General features: G+C 67.0%; 11 protein-coding genes. 8 read left to right on the top strand and 3 right to left on the bottom strand.

The features are described from left to right. Position 1 precedes the first annotated feature (1 nt). From AC07TU_RS01150 to AC07TU_RS01115, 8 genes are read left to right on the top strand one after another with little or no spacing between them, the layout of a single operon-like run. Entirely contained in the window at positions 2-913 is a 912-nt protein-coding gene (locus AC07TU_RS01150; protein WP_495186080.1) for an amidohydrolase family protein, read from the top strand. Then, positions 913-3,978 (top strand): alpha-L-rhamnosidase, encoded by a 3,066-nt coding sequence (locus AC07TU_RS01145; RefSeq protein ID WP_495186079.1) that lies wholly within the window; start codon positions 913-915, stop codon positions 3,976-3,978. Before AC07TU_RS01150 ends, AC07TU_RS01145 begins: the two co-directional genes overlap by 1 nt. 14 nt (positions 3,979-3,992) lie before the next feature. After that, entirely contained in the window at positions 3,993-4,661 is a 669-nt protein-coding gene (locus AC07TU_RS01140) for an aspartate/glutamate racemase family protein (protein WP_495186078.1), read from the top strand. After that, complete coding sequence (locus AC07TU_RS01135) at positions 4,658-5,911, top strand: MFS transporter (protein WP_495186077.1); 1,254 nt, start codon at positions 4,658-4,660, stop codon at positions 5,909-5,911. Before AC07TU_RS01140 ends, AC07TU_RS01135 begins: the two co-directional genes overlap by 4 nt. Before the next feature lie 47 nt (positions 5,912-5,958). Further along, positions 5,959-7,353, top strand: coding sequence for a glycoside hydrolase family 140 protein (locus tag AC07TU_RS01130; RefSeq protein ID WP_495186076.1), 1,395 nt, complete (start codon positions 5,959-5,961; stop codon positions 7,351-7,353). Beyond that, positions 7,350-9,416, top strand: coding sequence for a beta-galactosidase (locus AC07TU_RS01125; protein WP_495186075.1), 2,067 nt, complete (start codon positions 7,350-7,352; stop codon positions 9,414-9,416). Before AC07TU_RS01130 ends, AC07TU_RS01125 begins: the two co-directional genes overlap by 4 nt. Further along, positions 9,416-11,479: a beta-galactosidase gene (locus AC07TU_RS01120; protein ID WP_495186074.1), complete on the top strand. Its 2,064-nt coding sequence runs from the start codon at positions 9,416-9,418 to the stop codon at positions 11,477-11,479. The genes AC07TU_RS01125 and AC07TU_RS01120 overlap by 1 nt, the downstream gene beginning before the upstream one ends. Continuing rightward, on the top strand, positions 11,476-12,678 hold the full coding sequence (locus tag AC07TU_RS01115) for an SGNH/GDSL hydrolase family protein (protein WP_495186073.1): 1,203 nt from the start codon (positions 11,476-11,478) through the stop codon (positions 12,676-12,678). Before AC07TU_RS01120 ends, AC07TU_RS01115 begins: the two co-directional genes overlap by 4 nt. Before the next feature lies 1 nt (position 12,679). Here AC07TU_RS01115 and AC07TU_RS01110 read toward each other — a convergent pair whose 3' ends face one another. Genes AC07TU_RS01110 through AC07TU_RS01100 form a run of 3 tightly spaced genes read right to left on the bottom strand, consistent with a single transcriptional unit; the run spans position 12,680 to position 17,525 of the window. After that, positions 12,680-13,717, bottom strand: a complete 1,038-nt coding sequence (locus AC07TU_RS01110; protein WP_495186072.1) for a glycoside hydrolase family protein — start codon at positions 13,715-13,717, stop codon at positions 12,680-12,682. Then, on the bottom strand, positions 13,714-15,921 hold the full coding sequence (locus AC07TU_RS01105) for a hypothetical protein (RefSeq protein WP_495186071.1): 2,208 nt from the start codon (positions 15,919-15,921) through the stop codon (positions 13,714-13,716). Before AC07TU_RS01105 ends, AC07TU_RS01110 begins: the two co-directional genes overlap by 4 nt. Then, positions 15,918-17,525, bottom strand: a complete 1,608-nt coding sequence (locus AC07TU_RS01100; RefSeq protein ID WP_495186070.1) for an alpha-L-fucosidase — start codon at positions 17,523-17,525, stop codon at positions 15,918-15,920. Before AC07TU_RS01100 ends, AC07TU_RS01105 begins: the two co-directional genes overlap by 4 nt. Positions 17,526-17,685 lie beyond the last annotated feature (160 nt).

The following is a 17,685-nucleotide window of genomic DNA, read 5'->3' as shown; positions in this document are numbered from 1 at the left end:
CATGAGCAGCCGTCCACCCCTCGTCGATCCGCACGTCCATCTCTGGGATCTCGGCCACATCCGCTATCCCTGGCTGACAGGGCCGTTCGACACCGACAATCCCAATGGGAGCGTCGAGCCGATCGCGGTGGATTACCCGCTCGACGCCTATCTTGCCGATGCCGGCAAATGGGACGTGCGCGGGATCGTGCATATCGACGCGGGGGCGGACCCGGCGGACGCGCTCAAGGAAACGCAATGGCTTCAGGCCATGGCGGATACGCGGGGGATGCCGAGCGGGATCGTCGCCTTCGCCGCGCTCGACAATCCGGAGGTCGAGACGCTGCTCGCCGCGCATGTCGAACATGCCAATGTTCGCGGCATCCGCCACATCATCAACTGGCACCCCGATCCGGCGCGCAGCTATTCGCCTGCCGACGTCACCACCACGAGCGCGTGGATGCGCGGCTTCGGGCTGCTCCGGAAGTTCGATCTCAGCTTCGACCTCCAGGCCTATCCGGGCCAGTTCGCGCACCTCGCCGAACTGATCGCCAAGCACCCCGATACGCAGGTGATCCTGAACCATACGGGGATGGCCATTCCGGGGGACGAGGACGGCTGGGAGACGTGGCGGCGCGGCATGGTGGCGTTTGCGGCCCTGCCCAATGTCGCGGTCAAGATTTCCGGCATGGGCTTCACCTGGCGGCCCTGGGATGTCGATCAGGCGCGTGCCTATGTCCTCGAGACGATCGCGCTGTTCGGAACGGCGCGCGCGATGTTCGCGAGCAATTTCCCGACCGACAAGCTCTTCGGCAGCTTCGACCAGCATTTCGACGCCTATGACGCGATCACCGCGGACTTTTCCGCGGACGAGCGCGCGGCCCTGTTTGGCGGCAACGCCAACCGCATCTATCGCCTCGGGCTGGAGCTCTGATGCGCGTCACCGATCTGCGCGCTGAATATACCGTCGATCTGCTGGGGACGCAGGTCGCGCATCCGCGCCTGTCGTGGCGGATCGAGGATGCCGAGAAGCAGAGCAGCTACCGCATCCGCGCCGCGGCGAGCGTGGTAGCGCTCGCGGCAGGCGATCTGCTCTGGGATAGCGGCCCGGTCGAAAGCGATGCGACGTTCGACATCGTCTATGGCGGTCCGGCGCTGACGGCGATGCAGCGGGTGTGGTGGAGTGTCGAGGCCGACGGCGTCACCTCCGATCCCGCCTGGTTCGAAGCCGGGCTGCTCTCGCCCGGCGACTGGCGCGGTGACTGGATCGAGGCGGAGGACGAGAATGCCGCCGCCGATCGCGCCGCCGGGGTCAGCTGGGTGTGGGGCGAAACCGCGCTCGACGCGCGCCCGCACGCCTTCCGCATCGACTTCGACGCGCCCGCCGATCTGGTCCGCGCAGAAGTGTTCATCGCGGGCAAGGATCATCTGCGCGGCGTATGGGTCAATGGCGCCAAGTCGCCGCTCGACTGGCATTTCGACTGGGACACCTATCTGCCCTTCTGGGGCACGCTCGCGCCCTATGACGGCGAGGTGAAGCCCGGCCGCAACAGCGTCTGCGCGCTGGTCGATGCGGACACGGTCGGCTTCTTCCCGGTCGATGGCGGCGCCTTTGCGGCGCTGATCCGCCTGCATCGCGCCGACGGCAGCGTCGAGCGGATCACCGGCAGCGCGTTCCGCGTGATGCCGGACGCCCCCCAGGGCTGGACTGACACCGGTTACGACGCGCGCGACTGGGCGCCGGTGGTGCCGAGCACCAGCTGGGCGCAGGGCGATCCGCGGCCGAGCGAGCCGGCAATGCTGCTGCGCACGGGGTTCGAAATATCGAAGCCGGTGGTTGCCGCGCGGCTCTACGCCACCGCGCTAGGCGCCTATGATGCGCGGATCAACGGGCAGAAGGCGAGCGAGGCGATCCTCGCGCCCGAGATCACCGTGGCGAAGAGCCACATCCTTTACCAGAGCTACGACGTCACCGCGCTGATCGCGCAGGGCGAGAATGCGCTGGGCGCGATCGTGGGTGACGGCTTCTACGCCTCGCCCTTCGGCTGGCGGATCGAGCGCTACGGCTTCGGCCCCGCGCCGCGGCGGTTCCGCGCGATGCTGCGGATCGACTATGAAGACGGCACGCACGATTGGGTGACGACCGGCCCGGACTGGAAGATCGCGACCTCGCCGATCCTGAAGTCCGAAATCTATGATGGCGAGCGTTTCGATGCCCGCCGCATCGTGCCGGGCTGGGCATTGCCGGGGTTCGACGCATCGGGCTGGGCGGGTGTGAAAATTGGTGCTGCGCCCGACACGAAGCTGATCGCGCAGACCTCGCCGCTGCTCGAGCGCAATGGCGTGTGCCGTGCGGTGTCGGTCAGCGAGCCGGTGCCGGGCCGCTTCGTGTTCGACTTTGGCCAGAATTTCCCGGGCTGGGTGCGCATCCGCGCCACCGGTCCTGCGGGGACCACGATCACCGCCAAGTTCGCCGAACTGCTCAACCCGGACGGCACCGCGGACCTCTCCAACCTGCGCCTCGCCAAGGCGACCGACACGTTCGTGCTCGCGGGGACCGGCGCGCACGAAAGCTTCGAGCCGCACTTCACTTATCACGGCTTCCGCTATGTCGAGGTCGAGGGCTATCCGGGCACGCCGATAGCGGACGATATCGAGGGTGTGATCGTCCACAGCGCCTGCCGCGAAGTGGGTCACATGACCTTCCGCGACGCGCCTTTGCTCCAGCAGATCTGGAACAACGCGCTGTGGAGCCAGCGGTCGAACTTCTTCGCGGTGCCGACCGACTGTCCGCAGCGCGACGAGCGGCTCGGCTGGATGGGGGACATCCAGGTCTTTCTCGACGCTGCCGCGTTCAATATGGAGGTCGATCCCTTCATCCGCCGCTTCCTGCTCGAAGCGCGCGCGGCGCAGCGGCCCGACGGGGCGTACCCGATCGTGGTGCCGCAGCCTCTGTCCTTCCCCGATGTGGTGACCGCCGGGTGGAGCGAGGCGGGGATCATCCTGCCCTGGCAGCTGTGGCAGCGTTACGGCGACACCGCGGTGATCGACGAGAATTGGGACGCGATGCAGGGCTGGATGGCCTATGTCGCGCGCACCAACCCCGACCATGTCTGGCGCAACGATCGCGGGCTCGATCTGGGCGACTGGCTGTCGGTCGACGCGATCAAGCCGGATGACGAGACCACCCCGCGTATCCTGTGCGCTACCGCTTACTGGGCGTGGAGCGCCGAGCTGATGGCGGAGATGGCGGCGGCGACCGGGCGTGACGCCGATGAGGTCCGCTACCGCGCGCTCCACGAAGCGATCGTCGATGCCTATGCTGCCGAGTTCGTGGCCGAGGATGGCGTGTGCGGCAATGGCAGCCAGACCAGCCAGGTGCTGTCGCTTGCCTTCGGGCTGGTGCCGCCGGATCGTCGCGCGGCGGCAGCGCGGGTGCTGGCGGTGGAGATTCGCGGCCGCGGCATGAAGCTGTCGACCGGCTTCCTCGGTACGCCCTATCTGCTCGACGTGCTTGCAGACGCGGGGCTGTGGGACGAGGTGTCGGGCCTGCTGCTCCAGACCGGCTATCCGAGCTGGGGCTATATGCCCGAGCAGGGCGGGACGACGGTGTGGGAACGCTGGAACGGCGACACCGGCGACCTCAGCATGAACAGCTACAACCATTATGCCTTCGGCGCGGTGGTTGGCTTCTTCTACCGGCGGCTGGCGGGGATCGCGCCCGCTATGCCGGGCTTCCGCCGGATCGCGGTGCGGCCGGTATGGCTGCCGCAGGTCGGGCGTGTCGCTGCGCGGTTCGACTCCCCGGTGGGGCTGATCGCAACCGAGACCGGCGGCGATGCCGATCGGCTCAACCGCTTCATGCTCACTGTGCCCGCAAACACCGTCGCCGAGGTCGAGCTGCCCGGCACCGGCTGGCGCAATGTGCCGAACGCACGCGAGGACGATGGCCTGACCCGGTTCGAGATCGGCGCGGGCACGCACGAATTCACGAGATAGAGAGAGGGTTGCCGATGCCGACGCTGGGGCTCGTCCATAATTCGCCGATGCTGGCGGGGGTGTTCAACGAGATCGCGGCGCGGGTGATGCCCGATGTGCGTATCCTGCACTTCGTCGATGAAAGCACGATCAAGAACACGATTGCGGCGGGACATCTCCAGAAGGCGACGATACGGCAGGTGATCCGGCTGGTCGGATCGACCTTCGACGCGGGCTGCGATGTGGCGATGGTCACCTGCTCGTCGATCGGGCGCGCGGTCGAGATGGCGGCGGAACTCTATGACCAGCCCGTGCTGCGCGTCGATCGCGCGATGGCCGAGCAGGCGGTGGCGAGCGCCAAGCGGATCGGTGTCGTTGCGACGCTTTCGACCACGCTCGATCCCACCGCCGATCTCGTCCGCCGCGTCGCCGCCGAGCAGGGCAAGGACATCGAGCTGGTCGCGCATCTCTGCGAAGGCGCGTTCGACGCGGTGATGGCGGGCGACGGCGCGACCCATGACCGGATTGTCGGCGACGCGCTGACCACCGCCCTCGCCGATGTCGATGCGATCGTGCTGGCGCAGGCGTCGATGGCGCGCGTCGTCGCGAGCCTGCCGGAGGGCGCGGTCAAGGCGCCGGTGCTGTCGAGCCCCGAGCTCGGCATGCTGCGCGCTGCCGAAGTCCTCAGGGGCCTGTCGAAGTGAAGAAGCGGCATGCCGTTCTCGGCTTTCTCGCTACGCTCTCGGTCATCACCTTCATCGACCGGATGGCGATTGCGGTCACCGGGCCGACGATCCAAAAGGATCTGGCGATCACCCCGGAGCAATGGGGCTGGGTGCTGAGCGCCTATGTCATCGCCTATGCGGTGTTCGAGATTCCGTCGGGCGCGATGGGCGACAGGCACGGTTATCGCAAGGAACTGACGCGGATCACGATCTGGTGGTCGTTCTTCACCGCGGTCACGGCGCTGTGCCGCAACTTCTGGCAGCTCGCCACCGCGCGCTTCCTGTTCGGCCTGGGCGCAGCGGGCGCATACCCCAACATGTCGGGCGTGCTCTATCGCTGGTTGCCCAGGCGGGAGCGGGCGCGCGGGCAGGGCGTGATCTGGGCGGCGAGCCGGTTTGGCGGTGCGCTCGCGCCGCTGCTGCTGGTGCCGATGAACGCGCATCTCGGCTGGCAGGCGGTGTTCGTGATCCTCGGCGTGATCGGCTTCCTGTGGGGCTTTGCCTGGTGGCGCTGGTATCATGACCGCCCCGCCGACCAGCCGGGCATCACGGCCGAGGAAGTGGCCGAGATCGGCAGCGACGAGCATGGCGGCCATTCGGGCACGCCGTGGAAGAAGCTGCTCAGCCTGCCGCAGCTCTGGCTGATCGGCGTCGCCTATTGTTTCTACGCATTCGGCAGCTGGTTCTTCTTCGGCTGGTTCCCGACCTGGATGGTCAAGGGCGCCGGGTTCACCGTTGCGGAGATGGGGCTTTATGGCTCGATCCCGTTCCTGCTCGGCATCGTCAGCAATCTGATCGGCGGGGTGCTGTGCGACTGGCTGGGCGCGCGGATCGGGTTCAAGACCGCCTATCGCCTGATCACCAGCATCTGCCTGACGGTCACCGCGGCGCTGATCTTCGCGATGAGCATGGCGGAGAGCAAGCTTGCGGTGGTGGTGCTCGCGGGCGCGGCGTTCGCGATCATGGATCTGATGCTGCCCGCGGCCTGGGCGATGTGCATGTCGATCGGGGGCCGTCACGGCGGCGTCGCCACCGGCTTCATGAACACCGCGGGCAATCTTGGCGGCTTCGTGTGCACCGTCGTCATCGGCTACATCATCGCCGGGACCGGCAGCTACGACGTGCCGGTGCAGGGGGTGGCGATCATGGTGCTGATCGCAGCCCTGCTGTTCGCCTTCATCGATAGCTCCAAGGGATTCGACCAGAAGGCTGCGCCCGCCGCCGCCTGACGCGAGCCCGCGCCAAAAGCGGGCCGCGTCGAACAGGGGAGAGAAGGATGCGTTGGACAAGTGCGGCCATCGCCGCGCTCGCACTGGCTGCTGCAGCGCCCGCGGGCGCGCAGGACTGGACGCCGCCGCTCAAGGTCTCGGCCAATGGCCGTTACCTCGAAGCGGGGGGCAAGCCCTTTTTCTGGCTGGGTGACACCGGCTGGCTGATGCTCGGCAAGCTCAACCGCGAGGAGACCGAACGCTATTTCGCGAAGCGCGCGGCGCAGGGCTACAATGTCATCCAGGTGATGATGCTGCACCGGCCGGATATGGCGAATCCGGTTGGCGGCGCGGCGCTGGTCGATGGCGACCTCAAGCGGCCGCGCGTCACGCCGGGCAGCGACCTCTCCAAGCCCGGCGAGTATGACTATTGGGACCATCTCGACTGGGTGTTCGATCGCGCCGCGGCGCATGGCCTGTATATCGCGCTGGTGCCGGTGTGGGGCGACTTCGCCGATTTCCGCCTGCTCAATGTCGACAGCGCGCAGGTGATCGGCCGCTTCGTCGCCGAGCGGTACAAGCGCAAGCCCAACCTCATCTGGATGAATGGCGGCGACCGCTATCCCGAACTGTCGCCCGCGGCGTGGGACATGCTCGGCAAGACGATCCGCACGATCGATCCGAACCATCTGATGACCTACCACCCCGCCGGGCGCGCGAGTTCGTCATGGATGTTCCACAAGGCCGAATGGCTCGACTTCAACATGTATCAGTCGGGCCATCAGAGCTACGCGCAGGACCAGCAGCTCAACGCGCGGGGTGAGGATAACTGGGTCTATACGGCCGACGATCTGTCGCGCTCGCCGCAAAAGCCGACGATCGACGGCGAGCCGAGCTACGAGAACATCCCCCACGGCCTCGACCGTGAACCCGAGCCACGCTGGGGACCGGCGGACGTACGCCGCTATGCCTGGTGGTCGGTGCTCGCGGGCGCGTTCGGCCACACCTATGGCGAGAACAGCGTGATGCAATTCTTCGTCCGCGGCGGGAAGGCCAACGCCTATTGGCCCAAGCTGTCATGGGACGAAGCGCTGGACGCGCCGGGCGGGCAGCAGATGCACCACCTGAAGGACCTGATCCTTTCGCGCCCCTTCCTCGAGCGCGTGCCGGACCAGTCGCTGATCGCCGGCAACGGCGCGCGGTACGAGCGGGTCGCGGCGACGCGGGGCGGAAGCTACGCGATCGCCTATAGCTACACCGGCAAGCCCTTCACCGTTCAGATGGGCAAGATCAGCGGCAGCCGCGTGCGCGCAGCCTGGTTCGATCCGCGCACCGGAAAATCGCAAGCGATTGGCGTCTTCGCCAACCGCGGCACGCGCCTCTTCACCCCGCCTGGTGAGCCTGCACCCGGCAATGACTGGGCCCTGGTGCTCGACGACGAAACCGCCGGGAGGCCGAATTGAAGCGTATCCTGACCACCCTTGCCGCTGCCCTGCTCGCCGGAACTGCCGCTTCGCCCGCGCTGGCGCAAACCGATGCGCCCGCGGGCCAGCAGCAGTTCGACAAGCTCTGGCTCGGTTCGGCCTGGTACCCCGAGCAATGGCCCGAGGAACGCTGGGCCGAGGATCTGCGGCTGATGAAGACGCATGGCGCCAACGTCGTGCGGATCGGCGAATATGCCTGGAGCCGGATGGAGCCGGAGGAAGGCAAGTATGACATGGACTGGCTGGTCCGCGCGGTGCGGCTGGCGGCCAAGTACGACATCAAGGTGGTGATCGGCACGCCGAGCGACACGCCGCCTGCCTGGATGACGCAGAACTACCCGGACGTCTCGCAGATCCAGAGCAGCGGCCAGAAGGTCGGTCATGGCGGACGCCGCCAATTCTCGATCTCGTCGAGGCGCTATCGCGATTTCTGCCGCGAGATCGTGACGCGGATGGCGCAGGCGCTGGGCAAGGAACCCAATGTCATCGGCTGGCAGATCGGCAACGAACCGACCGACGAAAGCTACGACCCCGAGGCGCGGGCGGCATGGGTGGCGTGGCTCAAGCAGCGCTACGGCACGCTCGACAAATTGAACGCGGCCTGGACCACGCAATATTGGTCGCAAAGCTATACCGCCTGGGAGCAAATTCCCTTCAGCAACGACAAGGCCAATCCCGGCTGGATGCTGGAGGTGAAGCGCTTCATCACGTCGCAATGGGTGGCGTTCCACCGCAACCAGCGCGACGCGATCCGCGCGCACGCCGATTCTAAACAGTTCATCACGGTCAATTTCGGTGGTCTTGGCTGGGCCAACCGGTTCGATCGCTATGCCGCCAATCGCGATCTCGATTTCACCTCATGGGACAATTACGTCGGATCGGGGCACCTCAAACCCTATCGCAACGGCGCGACCCATGACCTCGTGCGCGGGTGGAAGCGCAAGAATTTCTGGGTGATGGAGATCCAGCCGGGCTTCGTGAACTGGGCCGGCGTGAGCAACATGCTCTACCCCGGCGAGACCCGGCGCATGGCGTGGCAGGCGATCGGCCACGGATCGGACGGCATCCTCTACTGGCAGTGGCGCAACGCGCTCAACGGCCAGGAGACGATGCACGGATCGATCATCGGCCCCGACGGCACGCCGCTGCCCGTCTATGCCGAGGTCCAGCAGATCGGGCGCGAGATGGCCAAGGCGACGCCGCTGATCGCGGGGACGCATCCGGTGTCGGACGTCGCGATCCTGCAGGATTATGCCAGCCGCTGGGCGATCGACTTCCAGCTCCACCATCGCGACTATGACCAGATCGAGGTGCTGCTCGACTATTATCAGCCGCTCAAGGATGCGCGCGGTGCGGTCGATATCGTCGAGGCGGAGGTTGCGCCGCTGTCGGGCTATAAGCTCGTCGTTGCGCCGAGCCTGAATGTCATCAGCGCGGTGACGGCGAAGCGGTTGACCGACTATGTCCGTGGCGGCGGGCATCTGATCCTTGGGCCCCGCTCGGGGATGAAGGATTCGTACAACGCGCTCGAGACGCAGCGCCAGCCGGGGCCGCTTGCCGAACTGCTGGGTGGGCGGGTCGAGCAATATTATGCGCTCGATGAAGCGATCGAAGTTGGGGGCGGTAAGGCCAAGATCTGGGCCGAGCAGCTCTCGACCGTCGCGCCCGATACGCAGGTGCTGATGCGCTACGGCAAGGCCAATGGCTGGCTCGACGGCAAGCCGGCGGCGATCAGCCGCCCGGTCGGCAAGGGCCGCATCACCTATGTCGGCGCGCTGGTCGATGATGCGGTGATGAAGACGCTGATCGACGAGGCGCTTTCGGAAGCGAGGGTCGCGCGCGATTTCGCGGTGCCGGCGGATGTCGAGCTGATGACCCGCGAGGGGCAGGGGCGGCGCATCGTCATCCTGATCAACCATGGCCGCACCGTGCAGACCGTGACCTTGCCCGAGCCGATGATCGACATTCTCGAGGGCGGCAGCACATCGAATGTGACGCTGTCCGCCGAAGGCGTCGCCGTGCTTCGGCGGGGAGGCAAGTGATGCGGAAGCTTCTGCTCGCCGCAGCTGCCGCGCTGGCGCTGGTTCCTGCCGCTTCGGCACAGACGGCATTTCCGAACCGCGCGACTGCCTTTGCCGACAAGCCCGCCATCGCCGTGGGCGTCGCCTGGTATCCCGAGCAATGGCCCGAGGAGCGCTGGGACGTCGATCTCGACATGATGAAGGCGTCGGGCTTCAACACCGTCCGGATCGGTGAGTTCGCCTGGGCGCGGATGGAGCCGGAGGAAGGGAAGTTCGACTTTGCGTGGATGGATCGCGCGATCGCGGCGGCGGTGAAGCGCGGCTTCATGGTCGTGATCGGCACGCCCAGCGCCGCGCCGCCCGCCTGGCTGACGCAGAAATATCCCGATACGCTGCGGGTGGACGAGAATGGTCAGCGCGCCAGCCATGGCGGGCGGCGGCACTTCTCCTTTGCCAGCCGGCGTTATCGCGACCTTTCGCGCCGCATCGCGGTCGAGATGGCGACGCGTTACGGCAAGCACCCGTCGGTAGTCGGCTGGCAGATCGACAATGAGGTCGGGCCGCCGTCCTGGGACGCCGAGTCCGTGGCCGCATGGCACGCGTTCCTCAAGCAGCGCTACGGCTCGATCGACGAACTCAACCGGCGCTGGACGACGCAATATTGGTCGCAACTCTACAATGACTGGGATCAGGTCCCGCTGCGCCAGACCGGACAGCAGAATCCCGGGCTCTTGCTCGACTTCCGCCATTTCACCACCGCGGTGTGGACCGACTATGTGCAGAATCAGGCGCGCGCGATCCGGCCGCTGATCGACCGGCGCGCGTGGATCACGACCAACACGATGTTCTGGAATGCGGGCTTCGACCATTTCGTCATGCACCGCGATCTCGATCTGGCGAGCTGGGACAATTACATCGCCGACGGGCGGCCCGACTGGGTGGCGAACGGCGCGAACCACGCGCTGGTCCGCGGCTACAAGCAGCGCAATTTCTGGCTGATGGAGACTCAGCCCGGCCGGGTCGACTGGGTGCCGGTCAACCGCGCGCTCGATCCCGGCCAGGTGCGCGAGCTGGCCTGGCAGTCGGTGAGCCACGGAGCGGACGGCGTGCTCTACTGGCAATGGCGCCCGGCGCGGAACGGGCAAGAGACCTATCACGGCGCGGTGCTGGGGCAGGACGGCACGCCCAACCCGATCCATGCCGAGATCGTGCGGATCGCCAAGGAGCTGACCGCCGCCGCGCCGTTGCTCGCCGACACCGGGCCTGCGGCGAAGGTCGCGATGCTCTGGTCGTACGACAGCCGCTGGGCGATCGATCTCCAGCGCCACCATCGCGACTTCGATCCGGTCAAGGCGTTCACCGACACCTACCGGCCGCTGCGGATAGCGAGTCAGGGCGTGCATGTCGTGTCGCCCGATGCCGAGCTGGCGGCCTATCCGCTGGTGGTCGCATCCAATCTCAACGTGGTGACGCAGGCGCAGGCCGACCGGCTCGCGGTCTATGTTCGCGGCGGCGGGCATCTGGTGCTGGGTCCGCGTTCGGGGATGAAGGACGACGCCAACGCGCTGTGGCCGCAGCGTCAGCCCGGGCCGCTCGCAGGCCTGCTTGGGGCTACGGTCGAGCAATATTATGCGCTCGACGAACCCGTGGGGATCAAGGGCGATCTGGGCGAAGGCAAGGTCGCGGTCTGGGCCGAGGAGATCCGGCCTGACGCGGCGGATGTCCGTGTGCTTGCGACGTACACCGATCCGGGTGGCTGGCTCGACGGCAAGCCGGCGGTGATGACGCGCAAGGTCGGGCGCGGGCGCATCACCTATTTCGGCGCGTGGCTCGATCCCGCGACGATGAAGGCGCTGGCGGCGCGGCTGCTGGGCGAGGCGAAGATCGCGCCGATCGCCTCCGGCGCGCATCCGGATCTGGAAATCAGCGAACGAGCAGGAGGAGGGAAACGGGTGATGATCGTGATCAACCATGGCGCCGGTACGCGACCGCTGGCGCCGCCCAGGGGCGCCAGCTTCGTCAGCGGCGATTGGACGAACGGCCAGATGGAGGCGCACGGCGTGGCGCTGTTCCGTCTCCCATGAGGGTCCTGCTCGCCTCCGCCGCCGCATTGCTGCTGACCGGTGCGGCTGCGCCCGAACGCTGGATCGCGGCATGGACCGCACCGCCGATCGGCTATGAGCCTAAGATCCGCGACGGGCTGGACCGTCCCTATCGTGACGAGACGGTGCGGCAGGTGGTGCGCGCCGGGATCGCCGGACGCATGCTGCGTATCCGCCTGTCGAACGAACTGGGGGATGCGCCGCTCAGGCTGGGGGGCGCGTCGATCGTGCGGCTCGATGCCGCCGGAGCGCCGGTGCCGGGGAGCCTGCGCACGCTCGGCTTCGCGGGCGCTGCGGACGTGACCATTCCGGCGCGCTCGCCTTATCTCAGCGATCCGGTCGATTTCCCGGTGACGGCGGGCGAGCGGTTCGCCGTCTCCGTTCATTATGCCGGCGAGACCGAGGCTGCAGCGCATGCGCAGATGGTCGACGTCGCGCCCGGCAACCAGACCGGATCGGCCGCGCTGGCGGACGCGAAGCGCGCGCGGGCATCGGGCATCGTCACGGGGGTCGAGGTGAGCGGCAGCCGCGAGAATCGCGTGCTCGTCGCGTTCGGCGACTCGATCACCGAAGGCGCGGGCGCCACGGCGGACAAGGCGATGAGCTGGCCCGACCAGCTCCAGCGGCTGCTTGCGGCATCCCCGAAGGGGCGTTGCTGGGCGGTTGCCAATGCCGGGATCAGCGGCAACCGGCTGCTCTCCATGCGGCGCGGCCCCAACGCGCTGGCGCGGTTCGAGCGCGACGTGCTGAGCGTGCCGGGGGCGACGCATGTCGTGTTCCTGGAGGGGATCAACGATATCGGCGCGCCTTCCGATCCGGAACTCGCGCATGAGAAGGTGACCGCCGCGCAGATCATCGGCGCGCATCGCCAGCTGCTGGCGCGGGCCAGGGCTGCGGGGCTCAAGGTGATCGTGGGGACGCTGCTTCCCTATGAAGGCGCCGCCTATGCCAATGCGGCGGGCGAGCAGCAGCGGCAGACCGTCAATCGCTGGATCCGCGACAATGCGCGGCTGTACGATGCGGTGATCGACTTTGACACGGCGATGCGGGAGCCCGGGAAGCCGGGTGTGATGCGGCTTGCCTGGCAGGTCGGCGATCATCTGCACCCCAATGACGCGGGCTATTCGGCGATGGCGAACGCCGCGCTGCCGGTGGTGCTACGGCAGGGGTGTGGGCGCTAGCTCACCAGGGCTTCGAGCGTGCCACGGCAAGCCCGCGCACGTCGTTGGGCCATTTGCCGCTGACCGCGCAGTAGAAATGATAGAGCGCGCCGTCGTGCCAGATGACGGCGGGCTTGTGCGCGTATTTCTCGTCGATCGATCCGGGCGGGCCGATGTCGATCAGCACCTCGCGCGCCTTGGCGAAGCTGGCCGGACTATCACCCACCGCGATCAGCTCGCGCGCGAAGCCGTCGGTTGAAAGGCCAAAATAGAACATCGCCCATTTCCCCTCGTGCGCAACGACGACCGGATCGCTGGCGAACCGGTCGTCGGGCGAGCCCTTGGGGCCGTTGGCCAGCAGCGGGCTTGCCGGGTGGCGCGTCCAGTTCCTGAGGTCCTTGGAGATGGCGAGGCCGGTCTGTTCCTTCCACGGCGTGCCGGCGGTCTTGGCGTTGTAGTAGAGGTGGAAGGTGTCGCCGATCTTGACGAGGTACGGCTTGTAGAGCCCGCCGCGTTCCCATTCGGCGCCATCTTCGGCGCGCAGGATCACGGGGCCGCGCTCCCAATTCATGAAATCCCTGCTGAAGGCGAGGCCGATCACCGCGGGGCCTTCCTCGTAGCCGGGGCTGGGATAGGCGTGCCAGGCGGCGACGTAATGGCCGTCGACCTTCACCAGCCGTGCGGGCGAGCGCAGCGCGTTCTCGCGCAGGATCGAGGCGCAGGCGATGTTGTGGCGCGTCACCGGATCATTGGGGTCGCGAGCCATGATCACACCGAGCCGCGTCCAGTTGAGCAGATCGTGCGATTCACAGACGCCGGTCTGATAGCCGGTGCCGTCGAACCCGACATAGGTGAGATAGAATTTCCCGTTCGCGGAGAAGACGAAGGGACAGTCCACCGCCTTCTCGTCGAAGCTGCCCTTCACTCCCGATCCGCCCAGGATCCGCTTCGGGTGCTTGTACGGTGTGCGATAGGGCGAAAGCGGATCGCGCGCGGCGCGGGCAGGGAGTGCGGCAAGGCCCGCAAGCCCGCCGCCGATCAGGGTGCGCCGGCCGATCACCGGATCACCCGGATCAAATAGGAGGTGGCGGCGGGCGTGCCGACCTCGATCTCCCAGCCCGGCTCGATCATCCTGCCCTTGATCTCGGGCCCGATCGGCCGCGCCGACCCGTCGAGCGGCTGCGCGAACACGCCGACCGCGCCTTCCAGATCCTTGAGCTGGATCCAGCCCGTGATCGGCTCGATCAAGGTCGGCGCGGTTCCCCAGTCGATGAGCATCGCGCGGCGCCCGTCCCATTTCGCGCCGCTATTCTCGACCCGTCCGGTGGTGGTGAGCAGCATCCGGTTCGAGACGTTGACCGGCTTGCCGTCGAGCGAGGAAAGGGTGATCGCGGCGAAGCTGTTCCTGATCTCGGCGCCGAGATGCCGGGTCTGGGCATCGCGGTTGGCGGCGATGAAGCCGACCAACCCCTGGCTCAGCGGAGCGTCGATCCGTACCAGCCCGTCCTTGCCGCTGTTGGTTTGCCACATCAGCTCGCCCGTGTCGGAGACGATCGGGTTGGCGGCGGGCAAAGGCGCGGGCAGCGACGGCGTGCAGTCGATACAGCCGATCCGGGAGCCGTGGCGCAGCGGGATCGTCATGTCGAACCCCGGCGAATAATAGGGCATCGCCGCGCGCGGCATCCGCGCCGCGTCGCTGATCTGCCCGGCCGAATAGGACCGGGTCAGCAGCTGCTTCGCCGCCGATACGTCGCCGCGCAGGAAGATCATCGCCCCGGCGGGCATCTGCGCCATCTTCACCGGATCGAGTGTGATATCGAAATGGTCGCCGATCATCGGCTTCCACTGCCCGGCGATCTTGGTCTCGAAGGTGTAGAAGAAGATGCCGTCCCAGTCCTGCAGCGCCGCATAGGAAGCAAGGACCGGGATCATCTCCGCGCCATAGTCGCTCGGGAAGGGGTGGTTGACCTCGCTCACCGTGAACGGCTTGCCGGCCGCGGCGCTGCGCGCGAGCTTCTGGATGATCGAGAGCTCAGGTGCATTGACCATCGGCTCGTTGCGGCGGCCATAGATCGCGGGGTGCTGCCAATAGACATGCGCGTCGAGCAGGTCGGCGGCGAGTGCGGTGCGCATCAGCGGCTGGTTGGCCATGAAATAGGTGTGATCGGCGGTCGGTACGATCGGCACCTTCACGCCCAGCTCGCCGCGCAGGAAGTTTCGCATGTCGGCGTGGAAATCGAGCTCGACCTGGGTGATGAATTCGAGCTCCGCATCGAAGCGCAGGCGCGGCGCTGATGGATGATCGCCGCGGCGCATCAGCGGCACCGGCTGCCCCTCGGCGACGCCTGCCATGCCGCGCAGGCTGGCCACCTCCTTTGGCGTGCGGTGCTTGCGCAGCCAGTCATTGTACATGCCGGTCAGCAGCGTCTGGTAATGCGGCGTCATGTCGAGCTGGGCGTTCCCGCCGCCCGGCACGCGTTCCCCGCGCAGCCAGTTGCGCATCCAGAATTCGAGCAGCGAATTCTCGTTGACCACCTCGACCGTCATCACCGCCGGGTCATCGGCATAGCGCAGGCCCGTATAGGGGTTGCGGTGGCCGAGCAGCTTGCGCGCATAGTCCTTTTGCAGCGCGATCAGCTCGGGACCGAAATAGGTGAAGGCCTTGAACGGAGCGATCAGATCGGCGTCGGGCACCCCGTCGCCCTTCTTGAAGCGGCGGCCGACATTGAGGTTGAAGTTGACGTAGATGCCGTTCTTCTTGAGTTCGGCAATCCAGAAATCGAGCCGGTCGAGCCGCTCGGCGTTGAAGCTCCGGCTGTCGGGAAGATCGTCGCGGATCAGCCCGCGCGGCCGGTGCGTGAACGGCCCCGCCGCCGGGCCGCGCTCGGCGCCCTCGTTGCGGATCGGCGCGATGCTGTCGGGCATGTCGAGAAAGTGGAGCCGCACGCAATTGACGCCGAGCCGGGCCAGCGCCCTGGCGTAGGCGGTCGCCGCGCCATGCGCCGGGATCTCGTCCGACCCGACGGCCCAGCCGGTCATGTTGATGCCCCAGCAGCGGAAGCGCTTGCCGTCGCCGCGCCATAATTTGCCGTCGCGCGCGGTGACGAAGCCGTGTTTGCCCGCGGGGCCGTCGAGCAGGAAGCGGGCATCGGCGGGGGAATCGGCGCGCGCTTCGTGATCCACCGGATAGGGGGCCAGCGCGATCTCTTCGGCGGCTACGGGCGGCGCGACAAGCGCCGCGGCCAGCAATAGCGCGCGCTTCACTTGACGCGGACCCTGAGCGCATAGGGCATGCCGCCGCTCGCGTCGGCGGGCAGTTTGACCTCCAGCCCGCGGGGAGTCTGCTTCCACTCCAGTCTGCCGCCGTCGAGCAGTTCGATGCGCTTGATCGGGGCTTTCAGATAGGGCGTGCCGGCATAGAGCGTCTTGACCAGCACGGCGCCGTCGGCAGGCCGTTCCAGGCCCATGACGTAAAGCGCGGCGCCCTTGGTGGTGAAGCGGATGTCGGCGGCGGTGAACCCCTTCTTCGCCGATTCCTCGACCTGCCCGCCGACGCGGACCTGTCCCGAACCGGTCGGCCCCTCGCCGAAATAATGGAAGGGTCGCGTGCCGTAGATCGCCTCGCCATTGACCTTGAGCCATGCGCCCATGCCCTGAAGCACGCTCGCGATCTCGTCGGGGATCGTTCCGTCCGCTTTGGGACCGACATTGAGCAGCAGATTGCCGTTCTTGCTGACGATATCGATCAGGTCGGCGACCAGCGACTTGGGCGTGCGGTAGCTGTCGTTCTGCGCATAGCCCCAGCTATGGACGCTGATCGACGTGTCCGACTGCCAGGGGGTGAGCTTGAGCGCATCGCTCTTGCCGCGTTCCATGTCGAACATCGCCGAGCCTTCGGCGAACTGCGAGCCCTTGTAGGCGATGATGCCAGGCTGCCGCCACGCGGCCGAACGGTTGTAGTAATAGGCCGCGGTGTCGCGCATCAGCGGCTCGTAGAGTGGGGCCGAGGTCCACCAGTCGAAATAGATGAGCTCGGGCTGGTATTTGTCGATCAGCTCCGACGTGCGCGCCATCCAGTCGTCGAGGAACTCGCGGCTGGGTGGCATCCAGTTCTGGAGCTGGCCGCTGTCGGGCCAGGCATCGGGGTTATCGGCGGGCAGCCCGGTCGGCGCCGCGGGCCCGTAGAGGCCGCGATTCTTCGGGTCGGCGACGTCCGAGGGGAAGCTGCGCCCCTTGTGATACCACCACCAATGTTCGGCGCGGTGCGAGGACAGGCCGAAATGCATGCCCTGCGCGCGCGCTGCCTGCGCGATCTCGCCGGTGACGTCGCGCTTCGGCCCCATCTCGGACGAATCCCAGCGGGTGAAGTCCGAGGCGTACATCGCAAAGCCGTCGCAATGCTCGGCGACCGGGACGACGTAGCGCGCGCCGGCGTCGGCGAAGAGCTTCACCCATGCGGTGGGATCGAACTTCTCCGCCCTGAACAGCGGGATGAAGTCCTTGTAGCCGAACCTGTCCTGCGGTCCCCAGGTCTTGCGGTGGTGCTCATAGGCCTTGTTGCCCGGCACATACATGTTCCGCGAATACCATTCGTTGGCGAAGCCCGGGACCGAATAGACCCCCCAATGGATGAAGATGCCGAACTTGGCGTCGCGGAACCATTCGGGCGTGCGATAGGCGCGCAGCGAATCCCAGTCGGGCTTGAACGGCCCGGTGGCGGTGCCCTTCTTCACCTTGGCGAGTTGCGCCGCGACGGCCTTGCGCGGCGTTTCCATCGGCCATTGCTCGGCTGGCTGGGCCAGGCCAGGAGCCGCTGCGGTGAGCGCGATCGTCGCCGAACCGAGCCATTTCAGATTGCGCCAGATCACCGACAGCCCTCCCTTTGTCATGCCGGGAGGGACGCGGACAGGCGCTGCCGTCGCGGCTTCACTCTCCCTTGCCGGGGCGGCGTCCGCCCTCAGTTTTTACATATAATAGGATTATTTGGCTATCAGATGCACGCGTGCCGGGCAACGGGCGCGCGCAAAT

This window comes from Sphingomonas sp. GW821-FHT03E12 (assembly GCF_059420685.1).
Note: the sequence above shows the minus strand (reverse complement) of the source record. Positions and strands in the feature narration are given on the sequence as shown.

What these genes read in the sequence shown, in the direction of transcription:
- AC07TU_RS01150 (WP_495186080.1), top strand. Translation starts at nt 2, where the DNA reads ATGAGCAGCCGTCCACCCCTCGTCGATCCGCACGTCCATCTCTGGGAT.
- AC07TU_RS01145 (WP_495186079.1), top strand. Translation starts at nt 913, where the DNA reads ATGCGCGTCACCGATCTGCGCGCTGAATATACCGTCGATCTGCTGGGG.
- AC07TU_RS01140 (WP_495186078.1), top strand. Translation starts at nt 3,993, where the DNA reads ATGCCGACGCTGGGGCTCGTCCATAATTCGCCGATGCTGGCGGGGGTG.
- AC07TU_RS01130 (WP_495186076.1), top strand. Translation starts at nt 5,959, where the DNA reads ATGCGTTGGACAAGTGCGGCCATCGCCGCGCTCGCACTGGCTGCTGCA.
- AC07TU_RS01120 (WP_495186074.1), top strand. Translation starts at nt 9,416, where the DNA reads ATGCGGAAGCTTCTGCTCGCCGCAGCTGCCGCGCTGGCGCTGGTTCCT.
- AC07TU_RS01115 (WP_495186073.1), top strand. Translation starts at nt 11,476, where the DNA reads ATGAGGGTCCTGCTCGCCTCCGCCGCCGCATTGCTGCTGACCGGTGCG.